Raw genomic sequence first — 16,198 nt, 5'->3', positions numbered from 1 at the left:
CCGGGCCTACCACTCCGGGCGCAGCGGCATGTGCGACCGCGTGCCGTCCAGCCGGACCCCGAGCACCTGGTGCAGCTGCACGGTGTTGCGGTCGAAGCCGAGCCGCGAACCGGCCATGTAGAGGCGCCAGACCCGGGCCCGCCCCGGGCCCACCTCCTCGACCGCGGCCGTCCAGTTGGCGTCCAGGTTGGCGCACCACGCGGTCAGGGTCAGGGCGTAGTGCTCGCGCAGGTTCTCCTCGTGCCGCACCTCGAAGCCGTTGTCGTGCATGGCCGACACGATCTGACCCGGGCTCTCCAACTCGCCGTCGGGGAACACGTACCGGTTGATGAACTCCCCGGTCCGGGAGCCGACCCAGTTGTCCGGCCGGGTGATGCAGTGGTTCAGCAACCGCGCGCCCGGGCGGAGCTTGTCGTGCAGTGACTGGAAGTAGCCGGGCAGGTTCTTCGCGCCGATGTGCTCGGTGAGGCCGATCGAGCTGATCGCGTCGAACCCCGACTCCGCGATCTCGCGGTAGTCGCCGTGCCGTACCTCGGCCACGTCGCCGAGCCCGGCCTCGGCGATCGCCTTCTGCGCCCACTGGGCCTGGTTGCGGGACAGGGTCACGCCGAGCGCCTGCACGCCGTAGTGCTTGGCGGCGTGGATGACCATGCCGCCCCAGCCGCACCCGACGTCCAGCAGCCGCATTCCCGGCCGCAGCCCCAGTTTGCGGGCGACCAGGTCGAACTTCTCGTACTGGGCGTCCTCGAGCGTGTCCCGCTCGGACCGGTAGACCGCGCAGGTGTAGGCCATCGACGGTCCGAGCACCCATTCGTAGAACCGGTTGGACACGTCGTAGTGGTGCGAGATCGCGCTCGCGTCCCGGGCCGGCGAATGCCGGCGGCCCTGCAACCGGGCCTCCTGCGGCGGGCGGCGCACCGGCCACCACAGCCGCGCCGCCACCATCCGGGCGAGCAGCTCGCGGGGCATCCGGGCCAGGTTGAAGTCCAGGTCGGCGAAGCCGGACAGCATCGTGTACATGTCGCCGTGCACCTCGAGCGCACCGCTGATGTAGGCCCGGGCCAGACCCAGTTCGCCCGGCGCCGAGGCCAGGTAGGACAGTGCCAGCGGTGAGCGCAGCTCCACCCGGACCGGTGCGTCCGGGCGGCCGGACCGGCTGCCGTCGTAGGCGGACAGTCCGATGTCTGAGTTCAAGCCGATGACGTGCTGCAGTTCCTCGGCGATGGGCACGAGGACCACTCCCTTCTCGCTACCGCGTCCGCACACATTTGTCGTAGAGATCGGGCAGCCGACCGGCTGGGTCGTAGCTCCGTTTCAGCTCCCGGTAGCTCGTTCCGTTGTACAACTCCCAGAACTCGTCCTCATCGAAGTATGAAGTGGAATACAGCGACTTGTGGCCATCCAGTTCGATGACTTTACGCTCGATCAACCGGTTGTGCGTACCATCGCCGGCACCGGGTTCGAGTGGGACGGTCGCCCAGAACCCGACGTTGACGTACAGCCTCGCCGGGTCCATCGGGTACAGCGGCCAGGTGTGGTCCCCGCGCAGCCGGACCGGGCACAGCCACACCGGACTGATCCCGATCCGCTCGTGGAAGAAGTCCAGGAACTCGACGAGCCGGTCCACCGGGATCTCCACGTCCTGGATGACCGGCTCGCGCTCGGGCTGCCCGCGCAGCCCGTCCAGCCGGGCGGACAGCCGGTAGCGCCGGTCCAGCGCGACCAGCCGCCGGTACACGTCGGAGCGCAGGTAGCGCTTGGGCCACAACCGGCGGACCACCGGGTGCTGCACGCCGAGCGCCTCGGAGCACCAGAACCAGTCGGTGTCCCACCGCCACAGATAGTCCTGTGTGGACAGCCGGTCGGTGTCGCGGTCCCGGATGGATCGGTAGTAGATCCGCCGGCCGGTGTAATCGGACAATTCGGATGTGTCGGCAGCGCGCACACCGAGCGTGAGGTAGAGCTCCCCGGCCGAGAACACCGTGCCGTCGATGAAGTCCACGGCCGTGCCGTCGTACTCCCGGCTCGCGCAGATCTCGGCGATCGCCGCGGCGCAGGCCGCCTCGTCGGTGAACCGGACGTGCCGCAGCGCAACGGTCGGCCGGATCAGCTCCAGCTCGATCCGCAACCGCAGCGCGTAACCGAGCGTGCCGTAGGAGTTCGGAAAGCCGTAGAACAGATCGCGGTGCTCGTTGTCCGGCCGGGCCAGCACCACGTCCCCGGCGCCGGTGAGGATCTCCATCTCCAGCACGGACTCGTGTGGCATGCCGTTACGGAACGAGGTCGACTCGATGCCCAGCCCGGCCACCGCCCCACCGAGGGTGATGGTCTTGAGCTGGGGCACGACCAGCGGCATCAGGCCGTACGGCAGCGTGGCGTCCACCAGCCGCTCGTAGGTGGTCATGCCGCCGACGTCGGCGGTTCGAGACGGCAGGTCCACGTTCAGCACGTCGCCGAACGCGCTGACGTCCAACGCGGTCCGGCCGGGCGGCTCGCGGAACCGGAACAGGTTGGTGGTCGGTTTGGCCAGCCGGATCGGCGCACCGTCCGGCTGGGCCGCCAGCTGCGCGCGCAGCGCGTCGACGGCCCGGTCGTGCTTTACCCGCATGACCTCCGATGCTAACCGGAGGTGGCCGTCCGGTACTCCTCGAAAAGTTCTGACACGTACGCCAGGAACAGTCCGGCGATGCCGAACACGCCGGCGATCGGGTGCAGCTGGGCGAACCCGTAGCCGATCTCGCAGCCCTTGTAGGACGGCGCGGACTCGCGGACGTCGGTGAACCAGTCGTAGAACGGCACGCGCTGGCCGAACAGCTGCGGGTGGATCAGCACGCCGTAGACGGCCAGCAGGTCCAGCGCGAACGGCCGGTTGCGCAGCGACCACCGGTACAGCTCGGAGAACTGGAAGAACCGCTGCTCGACCGGGGTGGCGAACTGGCCGTGCGCGGCGGCCAGGGCGACACCGTGCTCGGTGGACGCCTGCTCCGCGTCGCTCCACGCCCGGTCGTGCACCGAGCGGACGGTCAGCTCGCCGCGGGAGAGTCTGGTCAGGTAGCCGGCCCAGCGGGCCGAGCCGGGGTTGCCGAACCCGTCGGACGACCGGCCGAGCGCGATCGCGATCCCGCGCTCGATCCCCTCCAGAATTCCGGCATCCACATAGGACACCCAGCTCCCGGACGGCCCCAACCCGTGATCCCGGAAGAAGCTGATCACGCCCTCGATGTTGCGCCACCGGTCGTGCGCGCCGAGCCCGGCGGCCGGCCCGGACTGCATGGCCCGCACGAACTCCAGCCGCTGCGCCATCGTCATCAGGTCGATGTCGGCCGCCGTGCAGTCGAGCGCCGCCGCACATTCGCCCGGCGTCCGCGGCACCTCGGCCGCCGCCGGAACGGCCAGCCCGGTCACCAGGACCAGGACGGACAGCAACAGAGCGACACGGCGCCGGATCAGCATGGCGACGCAGCGTAGCGGTGCCCCACCGATCCGTTCAACCGGCTTTACACCCCAAGGCCCTGGCGACCACCGACCAGGGGCAGGGAGATCTGGCTGCGGGCGGGGTGCACGGTCAGCTCGGTGCCCGGCAGCGGACGCAGCGTGTAGTGCATGTCGGTGGACACGACCACCAAACCGATCCGGTGACCGGCCGGGAAGACGTAGTCGTCGGCCTGCAGGTCGAAGTCGAAGGTGTACTCGGCGCCCTGCTGGATCGGCGCGCTGCGGTCGACGGAACGGCGGTTCTGCACGTCCATCCAGCCACGGGTGACCATCACCGGCGCGTCGGCACTGCCGGCCGGGCCGTAGTCGACCAGGACCGCGGTGAGGTTGGCGGCGTAGCGGTTGTTCACCGACGCGCGCAGCGACACCGTGGGGGTTCCGGACAGCTGCGCGGACCGGGCCAGCGGCGGCGAGACGTACACCAGGCGGTTCGGGTTGGCGGTGTCCGGGTTGGGCAGCAGGGCCACGTCGGTGTCCAACTCGCGGCCGCGGTCGACGAAGCTCTGCCGCGGCTTGGGACCGCCGGACTGCTCCCGGCTGGACAGCGTGCCGGGCTGGGTCGCGTTGGGGGCGGCCAGGTGCAGCGTGGTGTCCCGGGTCCCGGGGGCCGGCCAGTCGGCGAACTTCTGGTAGGTGCCGTCCGGCCGCTGGATGTCCGCGCGCGGATCGGTCATGATCCCGTTGTTCACGCCGAACAGCCAGTAGTCCATCCACCGGTTGAGGGTGCGCTGGTAGTCGGACGGGCCTCCCGGACCGCCGTGCCCGCCGTTGTGCAGCCAGATCTTGCGCGGCACCCGGTTGCGCTCGAGTTGGCTCCACCAGGCCGCGAACGACTTGGTCATCACGTTGTAGTCCTCGAGACCGTGCACCACTAACACGCTGGCCTTGACGCCCTTGGCGCGGTGCAGGTAGTCCCGCTCGTGCCAGTAGGCGCTGTAGTCGCCGGTGATCCGGTCCTGGAACTGGAGCAGTTGATCGGTGATGTGCCGGCACTTCTCGAACCGGGACTCACCCTGGGTGAAGATCGCCAGCACGTCCAGGTCCTCGCCCTGGAACTCGTTGACACCGAAGCCGGAGTCTCCGGAGTGCGGCGCCCGGACCAGGCCGTTCGCCCGGTAGTAGTCGTACCAGCTGGAGATCGCCGAGATCGGGACGATGGTGCGCAACCCCTCGACCCCGGTGGTGGCGACCATGTTCGGCAGCGTTCCGTTGTAGGACACGCCGCTCATGCCCACGTCGCCGGTGGTCCAGTCGGCGGCCACCGGCTCGCCGGCCGCGGTCCAGGCCGGGGCCCGACCGTTCAGCCAGTCGATGATCGCCTTGGTGCCCAGCGTCTCCTTCATGTCACCGATCGTCGGGCAGCCGTCGGAGAACGCGGTGCCGATGCTCTCGCCGAGCACCACCGCGTAGCCGCGCGGCACCCAGAAGTTGTCCAGCCCGCCCGGCAGGTCCGGTAACGGTCTCGGTTGCGCGCCCGCGGCCCGGACGTCGGCGCCCTCCCGGCGCGGCTGGATCGACTCCTGCGGCAGCACGTCGTAGTCCACGTTGTGGTTGGGCGCGCCGTTGGTGCCGAACCGGTACGGGCTGTGCTCGAAGATCACCGGCACCTTGATGCCCTGGGTGCGGGTCTCGCCCGGCCGGGACAGCCGGATCCGCACCCGGTCCAGCCGCCCGTCGAGGTCCGAGTCGACGCTCGTCTGGACGAACAGCGTCTCCTCGATCGCGTTGGCCAGCGAGAACTGCGGCTGGGTCACCCCGTCCTGGACCAGCAGCCAGGGCGGGGGCGTCGGCCGGTCGTCCCGCCTGCGGTCGGCCGCCGCCGCGCCCGGCGACGCCACACTGATCGTGATCACGGCGGTGGACAGGAGCACGAGCAGCCGGCGCATGCGAACCTCCGCAGCCGAAGGGCAGGGCGGCGGCAATCCTACGGTGGACCACCCCGGCTCCGGCAGGTCCGATCTGCGGGTTTCTTGCGCCTCAGCGCAGGCCGAGCTCGCGGGCGATGAGCATCCGCTGAACCTCGCTGGTGCCCTCGCCGATCTCGAGGATCTTGGCGTCCCGGTAGAAGCGGCCGACCGGGAACTCGTTCATGAAGCCGTAGCCGCCGAAGATCTGGGTGGCCTCGCGGGCGTTGTCCATGGCGGCGTTGGAGGCGACCAGCTTGGCGATGGCGGCCTCGCGCTTGAACGGCTCGCCGCGGACCAGCTTGGTGGCGGCGGCGTACCAGGCCAGCCGGGCGGTGTGCACCCGCGCCTCCATGTCGGCGAGCTTGAACTGGATGGCCTGGTAGGAGCCGATGGTTTTGCCGAAGGCGGAGCGCTCGTGCACGTAGCGCAGGCACTCGTCGACGCAGCCCTGCGCCAGACCCACGGCCAGCGCGGCGATCGCGACCCGGCCTTCGTCCAGAATGGACAGGAACTGCGCGTAGCCCCTGCCCTGAGTCCCGACCAGGTTGGCCACCGGCACGCGGCAGTCGGCGAAGGACAGCTCCCGGGTGTCCGAGGCGTTCCAGCCCACCTTCGAGTACTTCTTGGAGACCGTGAAGCCGGGCGTGCCGGCCGGAACCAGGATCGACGAGATCTCCTTGTGCCCGCCCGGTTCGGTGCCGGTCACCGCGGTGACCGTGACCAGCGCGGTGATGTCGGTGCCGGAGTTGGTGATGAACGCCTTCGAGCCGTTGATCACCCAATCGTCGCCGTCCCGGCGCGCGGTGGTCATCGTGGCGCCCGCGTCCGAGCCACCGCCCGGTTCGGTCAGGCCGAACGCCCCGAGCGCCTCGCCCGCGCACAGCGCCGGCAGCCAGCGTTCCTTCTGCTCGGCGGTGCCGAACCGGTAGATCGGCATGGCGCCAAGCGAAACACCGGCTTCCAGGGTGATCGCCACCGACGAGTCGACCCGGCCCAGTTCCTCGAGGGCAACGCAGAGCGCGAAGTAGTCGCCGCCCATGCCGCCGTGCTCCTCGGGGAACGGCAGCCCGAACAGCCCCATCCGGCCCATCTTGGCCACGATCTCGTACGGGAACTCCTCGCGCTCGTAGAACTCGCCGATGACCGGCGCGACCTCCTCACGGGCGAACTCCTGCACGGTCTTGCGGAGCGCCTCGTGCTCCTCGGTCAACCGGAAGTCCATCATCACTGCTCCTCTGGGGTCACCACGGCCAGCGGTTGATTCAGCGCGACCTGTTGGCCCGCTTGAACATTCAGTTCGGTGAGCACACCGTCCACCGGTGCGGAGACGGTGTGCTCCATCTTCATCGCCTCGACGATCAGCAGCGGGGTCCCAGCGCTCACCCGGTCCCCGACCGCCGCCTTCACCACGAGCACGGTGCCGGGCATCGGGCTGGTCAGCGGTCCGGAACCGTCCACATGGGACGGGCCACCCTCCAGCATCGAGTGCTCGGCCACCGCCCAGGCGTGCCCGCCGGCGGCCAGCCACAGGGTTCCGCTCGCCTCGTCCAGGGCGCGCCGGAACGTGCTGACCCGGCCGGCGTAGGTCAGCACCAGGTCGGCTCCTTCGGTTCGGGCCGCGGCCGGGACCGGGTCGGCGCCGTCCACGCTGACCATCGCAGCCTCCGGTCCGCCGGCCACCCGCACGGTGACCTGCCGGTCGCCGCAGTCCAGCCGGAACGCGGTGCCGGACACCCCGGCGATCCGCCACCCGTTTGGCACGTCCCACGGGTCGACCACCGGTCCCGCCGGGCGCAGCAGCAACAGCTCGTCCAGCGCGGCGGCGGCGAACACCTCGTCCGGAACCGGCGTCACCCGAGTCAGATCGGCCAGCCGCCGCTCCACCAGCTGCGTGTCCAGCGCGCCGGCCCGCACGTCCTCGTCGCGCAGCAACGCCCGCAGAAACGCCACGTTGGTGCCCACCCCGAGCACGACGGTGTCGCCGAGCGCCCGGTCCAGCGCGGCGATCGCCTCGGCCCGGTTCGCCCCGTGCGCGATCACCTTGGCCAGCATCGGGTCGTAGTCCGAGCCGACCCGCGCACCGGTCCGCAGGCCGGAATCGACCCGCACCCCCGGCCCGCGCGGCTCGTCGAGCAGCAGCACGGTGCCACCGGTGGGCAGGAAGTCCCGGCTCGGGTCCTCGGCGTAGACCCGGGCCTCGATCGCGTGCCCGGTGAGCCCGATCTCGCCCTGCCGCCAGCCGAGCGGCTCACCGGCGGCGACCCGCAGTTGGACGGCGACCAGGTCGACGCCGGTCACCTCCTCGGTCACCGGGTGCTCGACCTGCAGCCGGGTGTTCATCTCCATGAAGAAGAACTCGTCCGGCGCCTCGGCGGAGACGATGAACTCGACCGTGCCGACGCCCTGGTAGCCGACCGAGCGGGCCGCCTCCACCGCGGCCGCGCCCATCCGGTCCCGGATCTCGGCGGTCAGCAGCGGCGACGGGGACTCCTCGATGATCTTCTGGTGCCGGCGCTGCAGGCTGCACTCGCGCTCGCCGAGGTGCAGCACGTTGCCGTGCCCGTCGGCCACCACCTGGATCTCGATGTGCCTGGGCCGGGCCACGAACCGCTCCACGAGCAGGGTGTCGTCGCCGAACGAGCTCAACGCCTCGCGCCGGGCCGACTCGATGGCCGGCCGCACCTCGGCGGCGCTGGTGACCAGCCGCATGCCCTTGCCACCGCCGCCGGCGGACGGCTTGAGCAGCGCCGGAAAGCCGATCTCGGTCACCGCCGCCGCGATGTCCTCATCGGACAGTCCGGGCGCGGTTCGCCCTGGTACCACGGGAACCCCGGCCGCGGCGACGGTCAGCTTGGCGCGGATCTTGTCGCCCATCGCCTCGATCGCCTCGGCCGGCGGACCGATGAACACCAGACCGGCAGCCGTACAGGCCCTGGCGAACTCCGCGTTCTCGGCGAGGAACCCGTACCCGGGATGGATCGCCTGCGCGCCGGTGCGGTGCGCCGCGGCGATGATCCGATCGATGGACAGGTAGCTCTCCCGGGCGGCCGCCGGGCCGATGTGCACGGCCTCGTCCGCCTCCCGCACGTGCCGGGCGTCCGCGTCGGCGTCGCTGTACACCGCGACGGCCCGGACGCCGAGGCGCCGCAGGGTCGTGATGACGCGGACCGCGATCTCGCCCCGGTTGGCGATCAGAACACTGTCGAACATGCCGTCACATCCGAAAGACGCCGTAGCGGACCGGTTCCAGCGGCGCGTTCGCCGCGACCGACAGCCCGAGACCGAGCACCGTCCGGGTGTCCTTCGGGTCGATCACCCCGTCGTCCCACAGCCGGGCGGTCGAGTAGTACGGGTTGCCCTGGTCCTCGTACTGCTGCCGGATCGGCTCCTTGAACGCCTCTTCGTCCACTGTGGACCATTCGCCGCCGGAGGACTCCAGCTGGTCGCGCCGCACGGTGGCCAGCACCGAGGCCGCCTGTTCGCCGCCCATCACGGAGATCCTGGCGTTGGGCCACATCCACAGGAACCGGGGCGAGTACGCCCGGCCGCACATCGAGTAGTTGCCGGCGCCGAACGAGCCGCCGATCACCACGGTGAACTTGGGCACCCGGGCGCAGGCCACCGCGGTGACCATCTTCGCGCCGTGCTTGGCGATTCCGCCGGCCTCGTAGTCGCGGCCGACCATGAACCCGGTGATGTTCTGCAGGAACACCAACGGAATGCTGCGCTGGTCGCACAGCTCGATGAAATGCGCGCCCTTCATCGCCGACTCGGCGAACAGCACGCCGTTGTTGGCCACGATCCCGACCGGATGACCGTGGATCCGGGCGAACCCGGTCACCAGCGTGGCCCCGTACTCGCGCTTGAACTCCCGGAACCGGCTGCCGTCGACGATCCGGGCGATCACCTCACGCACGTCGTAGGGCGTGCGCGAGTCGGTCGGAACCACGCCGTAGAGCGACTCGGCCGGCACCGCCGGCTCCTCGACCGGCGCCACCTGCCACGGCCGTTCGACCCGCGGCCCGAGCGTGCTGACGATCGACCGGACGATGCGCAGCGCGTGCTGGTCGTCGTCGGCCAGGTGGTCGGTCACCCCGGAGGTGCGGGCGTGCACGTCGCCGCCGCCCAGTTCCTCGGCGGTGACCACCTCGCCGGTCGCGGCCTTCACCAGCGGCGGCCCACCGAGGAAGATCGTCCCCTGGTTCCGCACGATGACCGCCTCGTCGCTCATCGCCGGGACGTACGCGCCGCCCGCGGTGCACGAGCCGAGCACGCCGGCGATCTGCGGGATGCCCCGGGCGGACATGGTGGCCTGGTTGTAGAAGATCCGGCCGAAGTGCTCGCGGTCCGGGAACACCTCGTCCTGGCGGGGCAGGAACGCGCCGCCGGAGTCGACCAGGTACAGGCAGGGCAGGTTGTTGTGCAGCGCGACCTCTTGCGCGCGTAGGTGCTTCTTGACCGTCACCGGGTAGTAGGTGCCGCCCTTGACCGTGGCGTCGTTGGCGACGACCACGCACTCCCGGCCGGAGATCCGGCCGACGCCGGTGATGATGCCGGCGGCCGGGGCCTCGTCGTCGTACATGCCGCCGGCGGCCAGCGGGGACAGTTCGAGGAACGGCGAGCCGGGGTCGAGCAGCGAGTCGACCCGGTCGCGGGGCAGCAGCTTGCCGCGCTCGACGTGGCGGACCCGGGCCCGTTCCGGGCCGCCGAGCCGGGCCTGAGCCAGCCGGGCACGCAGGTCCTCGACCAGGGCGACGTGTTCTTTGACGTACCGCTGGTAGGCCGGATCGCCGGGGTCGGCCGCGGTACGCAGGGCCGGTGCGTCCATCTCGCTCCCGTTAGTCATCGTTAACTTAAGTCCATGTTAGCGATGACTAACGGGAGCGTCCAGCCGGGCGGTTGCTCAGCCGGTGATGGCCCGCAACGCGGGGTAGTAGCCGGAGCCCTGCCCGGTCGCGGTCGGGTGATAAGACTCGTCCACCGCGCCCAGGTTGATGCTGTGCAACCAGTACGGCCTGGTTGCACAGATCTCGTGGCCGGAGAAGGCGTTGCGGGCGTCCAGGAAGTCGAACCCGAACGCGGCCGCACGGGCGGCGGTGACCTGGGCCAGCACGTCGGCGGAGGCGTTGATCGCCGCCCGCTTGGTGTCGCTCAGGCCGAGGACGCAGCCGCCGCCGAGCCGGTACATCCGCGGGTAGCCGACCACGATCACCCGGGCCGACGGTGCCCGTGCGTCGATCGCGCGGTACACGGTGTCCAACTGCCCGGGCAGCGTGTTCCTGGCGTAGTTCTGCGCCGTGTTGTTGCGGCTCACGCAGGTGCTGTCCGAGCTGGTGTTGCAGGTGATCATCACGTCGGCGAACCCGGCGTCGTTGCCCCCGATGGAGATGGTGACCAGCGCCGTGTCCGCGGTGACCGAGTTGACCTGAGCGTTGAGAATGTCACCCGTACGCGCACCGGAGCAGGCCGCGAAGGTGAACGCCGACGGCGCCATGGCGTTGGCCCACCGCTGCGGATAGCTGTTGGCGCTGCGTTTGCACGCGCCGCTGCTGCCGTAGCTGCCGGCGCCGGTGCCGGACGAGTAGGAGTCGCCGAGCGCGACGTACTTGCCCGCCGCGGCCTGCGCCGGAACGGCGAAGGCCAGCACGCCGACCAGGGCCAGCAGGGGAATCATGAGCAGCCTGAAGACACGCATGACGGAACCTCCGATGCAGGGTTTCGGATGTTGGGGTGAAGCGGGTGACGCGGTTGCGGATCAGCCGGTGATCGCGTTGAGCGCGGCGAGGTAACCGTTGCGGTGCCCGGAGGCGTTGGGGTGGTAGGACTCGACGACGTTGGGCAGGACGATGCCGTTGATCCACTGCGAGCCGGTGCAGACCTCGTGGCCGGCGAAGTTGTCCCGGGTGTCCTCGTAGATGAACCCGGCCGCGGCGACCCGCCCGGCGATGATCGTGGACAGCTCGTTGGCGGCGTTGTTGAGCGCGTTGCGCTTGGTGGAGCTGAACCACCAGCAGGAACTGGCCGAGAACAGCCGGGGGTAACCGAGCACGATCACCCGGGCGCTCGGCGCCCGGCTGCCGATCGCGGCGTACACGCTGTCCAGCCGGCCGGGCAGCGTGGTCTGGGCGGCGGTCCTGGCCTCGTTGACCCGGTTCACGCAGCTGCTGTCCGAGCCGAACGTGCAGGTTTGCACGACGTCGGAGAACCCGATGTCGTTGCCACCAATGGCGATGGTCACCAGGGTGGTGGCCGCGGTGAGCGCGCCGACCTGACTGTTCAGCACGTCCGCGCTGTTCGCGCCGGAGCAGGTGGCGTTGGTGAACGTCGCGCCGTGCGAACCGGCCCACAGCGGGCCGTAGGCGTTGGCGCTGCGCAGGCAGGAACCGCTGTCGCCGTAGCTGCCGGCGCCGGTGCCCGACGCGTAGGAGTCACCCAGCGCGACGTAGTTCTCGGCGAGCGGGGCGGCCGCGGCGGGGGTGGTGAGGGCGAGGGTGGTGACAGAGCCAAGGAGCAGGGAGAGGAATGAGATACGGGAGAGACGCATGACAACCTCCGTTGGGTGTCGGTGATCTCATCCTTACCAGGGCTTTTCCCGGTCGGGAAGTAGTCGGTGAGACTTTCACACTCCCAGATGACGGCCGAGAGGTTAGCGTTCGCTAACGAATGCTCGGTACCATGGACCGATGTCCGCACCCCCGACTCGCCGCGAGCAGATCCTGGCCGCGGCCGCCGACCTGTTTGCCCGCCACGGGTTTCATGGCGTCGGCATCGACGATATCGGCGCTGCCGTGGGAATTTCTGGACCAGCGCTATACCGGCACTTTCGGAGCAAGGACGCGATGCTCGGGGAGATGCTGACCTCGATCAGCGAGGACCTGCTGGCCGGCGGGACGGCCCGGGCCGAGCGGGCCGGCACCCCGGCGGCCACGCTGGCCGAGCTGGTCCGGTTCCAGGTGGACTTCGCCCTGGACAACCCGGCGCTGATCGCCGTGCAGGAGCGGAACCTGGGCAACCTGGCCGATCCGGACCGCAGGCGGGTGCGCACCCTGCAACGGCGTTACGTCGAGGTGTGGGTGGATGCGATCCGCTCCGCGGTGCCCGGCACCGACGAGCCCACCGGCCGGGCCGCCGCCCACGCGGTCTTCGGGCTGATCAACTCCACCCCGCACAGCCGGTACCTGGACCGCGACCAGATGGCCGAACTGCTGCGCGGCATGGCTCTTGCCGCGCTGTCCAACGCCACCGTGCTCGACGGGGCGCGGGATGACCTGACAAAGGCCGGCTAGTTAACAAGGGGTAACCGCAAGATTCCCCGAATGGACGCGCCCGATCGGGTCTACCTGTTAGAAGATGGGGTCCGTGGACCCGGATTCCGAGCGGCAGCGACGCATCATCGCCGCTGCCAGCCAGGCGTTGGCGGCGATGCACGCCGGCGAGGACGAAGGGGCCCTTGACGAGGTCGCCGGCGCCGTGCGCTCCTCGCCCAACAGTCACCACGACGCCCGCGAGCTGATGCTGCTGTTGTTCCGCGAGTGCAGCGCGATGGTGGCCGCGCTGGGATCGGGCGGAACCACCCCGGTGCGCATGCAGGTCTACGACGACGACGGCCAGGAGGTGCCGATCGATCAGGCCGATCCGCCGGTGCGCACCGCCGTGCGGACCCTGCTGGCCGAGGTGCACGGCGACACCGACGCGGCCCGGGCCCAGATCGAGATCGCGCTCCGCAACGCCGCCCCGGACGAGATGGCCACCCTGATGGTGCAGGCGCTGCGCTGGACGATCCGGCTGTCCACCGAATGCACCAACCGCAACCTCCCGGTCTCCGACTGGATCACGACCGCGCTCTCGTAGCCCCGGCTCCCGCCTTCTGTGCGGATCCCGTTGTCAGGGTGGACGATCTCGGCATCGCAAAATGTGACGAACGGAGCCAGGCGTGATCACCGTGCGCGGCGTGGTCGACCGGGTCGGGCCGACCCTGCTGCGGATCACCGCCGCCGCCCAGCACGGCACCCACGTCACCGACGTGGTGATCGCCGAGGCCGGGCGGCGCACCCAGGTCGCCGACGGCGATCTGGTGCTCGGCGTCTCGGTGAGCACCACCAAGCAGGCGGTCGAGCTGATCCGGCACTGCGCCGAGCGCGGTGCGGCCGCCGTGCTGCTCAAGCCGCCGCTGGCCACCCGGGCCTCGGTGCGGGCCGCGGCCAGCACGGCCGGCACCGAGATCGTCGAGGTGCACGCCGCGGCCGCGTGGGCGCAGCTGGTCTGGTTGCTGCGCACGGTGTTGGACGGGGTGGCCGACGAGTCCGAGTCGAACGGGGCGGCCGAGGGCGGCGGGCTCGGCGACCTGTTCCGGCTCGCCGACGCCGCGGCCGCGGTGGTGGACGCGCCGGTGACGATCGAGGACGCGAACTCCCGGGTGCTGGCCTACTCGGCGCGCCAGGACCGGACCGACCCGGCCCGGATCTCCACGATCATGGGTCGCCGGGTGCCGGACGAGGTGCTCGCCCGGTTCCGCTCGCGCGGGGTGTTCCGGGACCTGTCCCGGGGCCGGACCACGATCTTCGTACCGGCCCAGCAGGACGGCACGCTGCCCCGGCTGATCGTGCCGATCCGGATGGGCGGCGAGCTGCTCGGGTCGATGTGGGCGGTGGTGACCGGCCCGGTGCCGGAGGAACGGGCGGCCGCGTTCGCCGACACCGCCCCGGTCGTGGCGCTGCACCTGCTGCGCCGCCGGGCCCGGGAGGACGCCGAGCGGCGCCGGTCGGCGGAGCTGGTGCGGGCGGTGCTCGAGGGCCGGGGCAGCATCCGGCTGGCCGCGGCCGAACTGGACCTCGAGGACGTGCCGCACCGGGTGCTGGCGATCGACGTGGCCGGCACCGACGAGCTCGACGCCGAGGGAATGCGGCTGGCGCTGTGGGACCGGATCGCGGCGGGGATCGGGCGCCGGCCGGCGATCACCGAACTGCACGACGTGCTCTACGCCATGGTGCCGGACCGGGAGGGCGCGGGCGGCTGGCCGGACATGCGGGCCGCGCTGGCCGACGGGCCGGCCCCGCAGCCGTTGGTCGCGGCCGGGCCGGCGGTGCGGCTGACCGACCTGACCGCGTCCCGCGCGCTGGCCGACGAGACGCTCAGCCTGCTGCGGGCCGGGTTGGTCGGCGGGCCGGTGATCAGCCACGAGCAGGCCTGGTCGGTGCTGGTGCTGCACCGGGTGGCGGTGGCCGCGAGCGGTGCCGGGGCGACCGGGTTCGGCCCGCTGACCCGACTGCGCACGCACGACGATGAGGCCGGCACCCAGTACCTGGACACTCTCTACGAGTGGCTGCGGCACGCCGGCGACCCGCGTGCGGCCAGCCGGGCACTGCGGATCCACCCGAACACACTGCGGTACCGGATGGCCCGGCTCACCGAGCTGGCCGAGGTGAACCTGGACGATCCGGACGTCCGGCTCGCCCTCATCGCGCAACTCGTCGCCATCCGCTGGCGCTGAGCCATGCTTGTGCCACCGACACAACGCACCGGGTGAATGCTGGTGTCGCCAGCACGATGACAGTCACTCTGTGCGTATGCAGGGTGGTGGTAGCACACCCACATGGCCCAGTCGGAGAGAGAAGTCGTCATGAAGATCGCCGTCCCGCGCGAGATCAAGAACCACGAGTACCGGGTCGCGCTGACTCCGGCCGGCGTGCACGAGCTGACCGCGCACGGCCATGACGTGTTCGTGGAGACCGGCGCCGGGCTGGGCTCGTCGATCACCGACGCGGAGTACGCCGGAGCCGGCGCCAAGCTCCTCTCCACCGCCGAGGACACCTGGGCCGAAGGCGAGTTGGTCCTCAAGGTCAAGGAGCCGATCGCCGAGGAGTACCCGTTCCTCCGCGCCGACCAGGTCCTCTTCACCTACCTGCACCTGGCCGCCGACGAGCCCCTCACCCACGCGCTGCTCACCGCCGGCACCACCGCCATCGCCTACGAGACCGTCCAGTCCCCGAACGGCGCCCTCCCCCTCCTCGCCCCCATGTCCGAGGTGGCCGGCCGCCTGGCCCCCCAGGTCGGCGCCTACGCCCTGATGCGCCCCTCCGGCGGCCGCGGCGTCCTGCCCGGCGGCGTCCCCGGCGTCCACCCGGCCCGCGTCGTGGTCATCGGCGGCGGCGTCGCCGGCCTCAACGCCGCCACCATCGCCCACGGCATGGGCGCCGACGTGCACATCCTCGACACCAACGTCGACCGCCTCCGCCAGATCGACACCCAGTTCCGCGGCCAACTCCGCACCCTCACCTCGACCCACTACGCCATCGACCAAGCCGTCCGCGAAGCCGACCTGGTCATCGGCGCCGTCCTGGTCCCCGGCGCCAAAGCCCCCAAGCTCATCTCCAACGAGTTGGTCAAGGACATGCGCCCCGGCTCCGTCCTCGTCGACATCGCCATCGACCAAGGCGGCTGCTTCGCCGACTCCCGCCCCACCACCCACGCCGCCCCCACCTTCGAAGTCCACAACTCGGTCTTCTACTGCGTCGCCAACATGCCCGGCGCCGTCCCCCGCACCTCCACCTACGCCCTCACCAACGTCACCCTCCCGCACGCCCTCGCCCTCGCCAACCAAGGCTGGCACTCAGCCCTGCGCGCCGACCACGCCCTGGCCCACGGCCTCAACACCCACGCCGGCCAACTCACCAACCCCCCCGTCGCCGCCGCCCACAACCTCCCCACCACCACCCCCACCGCAGTCCTCACCTGAGCACCCCACCCCCCAGGCCACCCAAAGCCACCCCAACCCCCCAGCACACCCACCCCCCAGC

At 70.8% G+C, this 16,198-nt stretch carries 13 protein-coding genes; 4 read left to right on the top strand and 9 right to left on the bottom strand.

Features of this window, described 5'->3' with window-relative positions; genetic code table 11:
* Positions 1–6: 6 nt before the first annotated feature.
* From VFV67_RS26225 to VFV67_RS26185, 9 genes are all read right to left on the bottom strand, one after another.
* Positions 7–1,230, bottom strand: coding sequence for a class I SAM-dependent methyltransferase (locus VFV67_RS26225; protein WP_326473312.1), 1,224 nt, complete (start codon positions 1,228–1,230; stop codon positions 7–9).
* A 19-nt stretch (positions 1,231–1,249) separates the two neighbouring features.
* Positions 1,250–2,608: an FAD-binding oxidoreductase gene (locus VFV67_RS26220; protein ID WP_326473311.1), complete on the bottom strand. Its 1,359-nt coding sequence runs from the start codon at positions 2,606–2,608 to the stop codon at positions 1,250–1,252.
* An 11-nt stretch (positions 2,609–2,619) separates the two neighbouring features.
* Positions 2,620–3,453, bottom strand: coding sequence for a hypothetical protein (locus VFV67_RS26215; RefSeq protein WP_326473310.1), 834 nt, complete (start codon positions 3,451–3,453; stop codon positions 2,620–2,622).
* A 44-nt stretch (positions 3,454–3,497) separates the two neighbouring features.
* Entirely contained in the window at positions 3,498–5,381 is a 1,884-nt protein-coding gene (locus VFV67_RS26210; protein WP_326473309.1) for a Xaa-Pro dipeptidyl-peptidase, read from the bottom strand.
* A gap of 91 nt (positions 5,382–5,472) precedes the next feature.
* Positions 5,473–6,627, bottom strand: coding sequence for an acyl-CoA dehydrogenase family protein (locus VFV67_RS26205; RefSeq protein WP_326473308.1), 1,155 nt, complete (start codon positions 6,625–6,627; stop codon positions 5,473–5,475).
* Complete coding sequence (locus VFV67_RS26200; RefSeq protein ID WP_326473307.1) at positions 6,627–8,612, bottom strand: acetyl/propionyl/methylcrotonyl-CoA carboxylase subunit alpha; 1,986 nt, start codon at positions 8,610–8,612, stop codon at positions 6,627–6,629. Before VFV67_RS26200 ends, VFV67_RS26205 begins: the two co-directional genes overlap by 1 nt.
* Before the next feature lie 4 nt (positions 8,613–8,616).
* Positions 8,617–10,230, bottom strand: coding sequence for a carboxyl transferase domain-containing protein (locus VFV67_RS26195; protein ID WP_326473306.1), 1,614 nt, complete (start codon positions 10,228–10,230; stop codon positions 8,617–8,619).
* Between the two features lie 75 nt (positions 10,231–10,305).
* Positions 10,306–11,097 (bottom strand): SGNH/GDSL hydrolase family protein, encoded by a 792-nt coding sequence (locus VFV67_RS26190; RefSeq protein WP_326473305.1) that lies wholly within the window; start codon positions 11,095–11,097, stop codon positions 10,306–10,308.
* Positions 11,098–11,157: 60 nt separating this feature from the next.
* Positions 11,158–11,946 carry an SGNH/GDSL hydrolase family protein gene (locus VFV67_RS26185; RefSeq protein WP_326473304.1) on the bottom strand — a complete coding sequence of 263 codons (789 nt, stop codon included), beginning with the start codon at positions 11,944–11,946 and terminating at the stop codon, positions 11,158–11,160.
* Positions 11,947–12,085: 139 nt separating this feature from the next.
* On the opposite strand from VFV67_RS26185, the gene VFV67_RS26180 reads away from it, so the two are divergent.
* The 4 genes from VFV67_RS26180 to ald all read left to right on the top strand — a co-directional run bounded on the left by VFV67_RS26180 (position 12,086) and on the right by ald (position 16,137).
* On the top strand, positions 12,086–12,688 hold the full coding sequence (locus VFV67_RS26180; RefSeq protein ID WP_326473303.1) for a TetR/AcrR family transcriptional regulator: 603 nt from the start codon (positions 12,086–12,088) through the stop codon (positions 12,686–12,688).
* A 64-nt stretch (positions 12,689–12,752) separates the two neighbouring features.
* On the top strand, positions 12,753–13,253 hold the full coding sequence (locus VFV67_RS26175) for a hypothetical protein (protein ID WP_326473302.1): 501 nt from the start codon (positions 12,753–12,755) through the stop codon (positions 13,251–13,253).
* Between the two features lie 82 nt (positions 13,254–13,335).
* The gene (locus tag VFV67_RS26170) at positions 13,336–14,892 is read left to right on the top strand and encodes a PucR family transcriptional regulator (RefSeq protein ID WP_326473301.1); all 1,557 of its coding nucleotides are present in this window, start codon (positions 13,336–13,338) and stop codon (positions 14,890–14,892) included.
* 129 nt (positions 14,893–15,021) lie between these two features.
* Positions 15,022–16,137: an alanine dehydrogenase gene (gene ald, locus VFV67_RS26165; RefSeq protein WP_326473300.1), complete on the top strand. Its 1,116-nt coding sequence runs from the start codon at positions 15,022–15,024 to the stop codon at positions 16,135–16,137.
* Positions 16,138–16,198: the final 61 nt, after the last annotated feature.

Source organism: Actinophytocola sp. (genome assembly GCF_035762905.1).
GTDB lineage: Bacteria > Actinomycetota > Actinomycetes > Mycobacteriales > Pseudonocardiaceae > DASYTH01.
The sequence above is the reverse complement of the archived record's forward strand: the minus strand, read 5'-3'. Positions and strand labels throughout refer to the sequence as shown.

Coding starts and splice junctions, on each gene's coding strand:
- VFV67_RS26190 (WP_326473305.1), bottom strand. CDS start 11,097: ATGCGTGTCTTCAGGCTGCTCATGATTCCCCTGCTGGCCCTGGTCGGC.
- VFV67_RS26210 (WP_326473309.1), bottom strand. CDS start 5,381: ATGCGCCGGCTGCTCGTGCTCCTGTCCACCGCCGTGATCACGATCAGT.
- VFV67_RS26185 (WP_326473304.1), bottom strand. CDS start 11,946: ATGCGTCTCTCCCGTATCTCATTCCTCTCCCTGCTCCTTGGCTCTGTC.
- VFV67_RS26200 (WP_326473307.1), bottom strand. CDS start 8,612: ATGTTCGACAGTGTTCTGATCGCCAACCGGGGCGAGATCGCGGTCCGC.
- VFV67_RS26195 (WP_326473306.1), bottom strand. CDS start 10,230: ATGGACGCACCGGCCCTGCGTACCGCGGCCGACCCCGGCGATCCGGCC.
- ald (WP_326473300.1), top strand. CDS start 15,022: ATGAAGATCGCCGTCCCGCGCGAGATCAAGAACCACGAGTACCGGGTC.
- VFV67_RS26175 (WP_326473302.1), top strand. CDS start 12,753: ATGGGGTCCGTGGACCCGGATTCCGAGCGGCAGCGACGCATCATCGCC.
- VFV67_RS26205 (WP_326473308.1), bottom strand. CDS start 6,627: ATGATGGACTTCCGGTTGACCGAGGAGCACGAGGCGCTCCGCAAGACC.
- VFV67_RS26220 (WP_326473311.1), bottom strand. CDS start 2,608: ATGCGGGTAAAGCACGACCGGGCCGTCGACGCGCTGCGCGCGCAGCTG.
- VFV67_RS26215 (WP_326473310.1), bottom strand. CDS start 3,453: ATGCTGATCCGGCGCCGTGTCGCTCTGTTGCTGTCCGTCCTGGTCCTG.
- VFV67_RS26180 (WP_326473303.1), top strand. CDS start 12,086: ATGTCCGCACCCCCGACTCGCCGCGAGCAGATCCTGGCCGCGGCCGCC.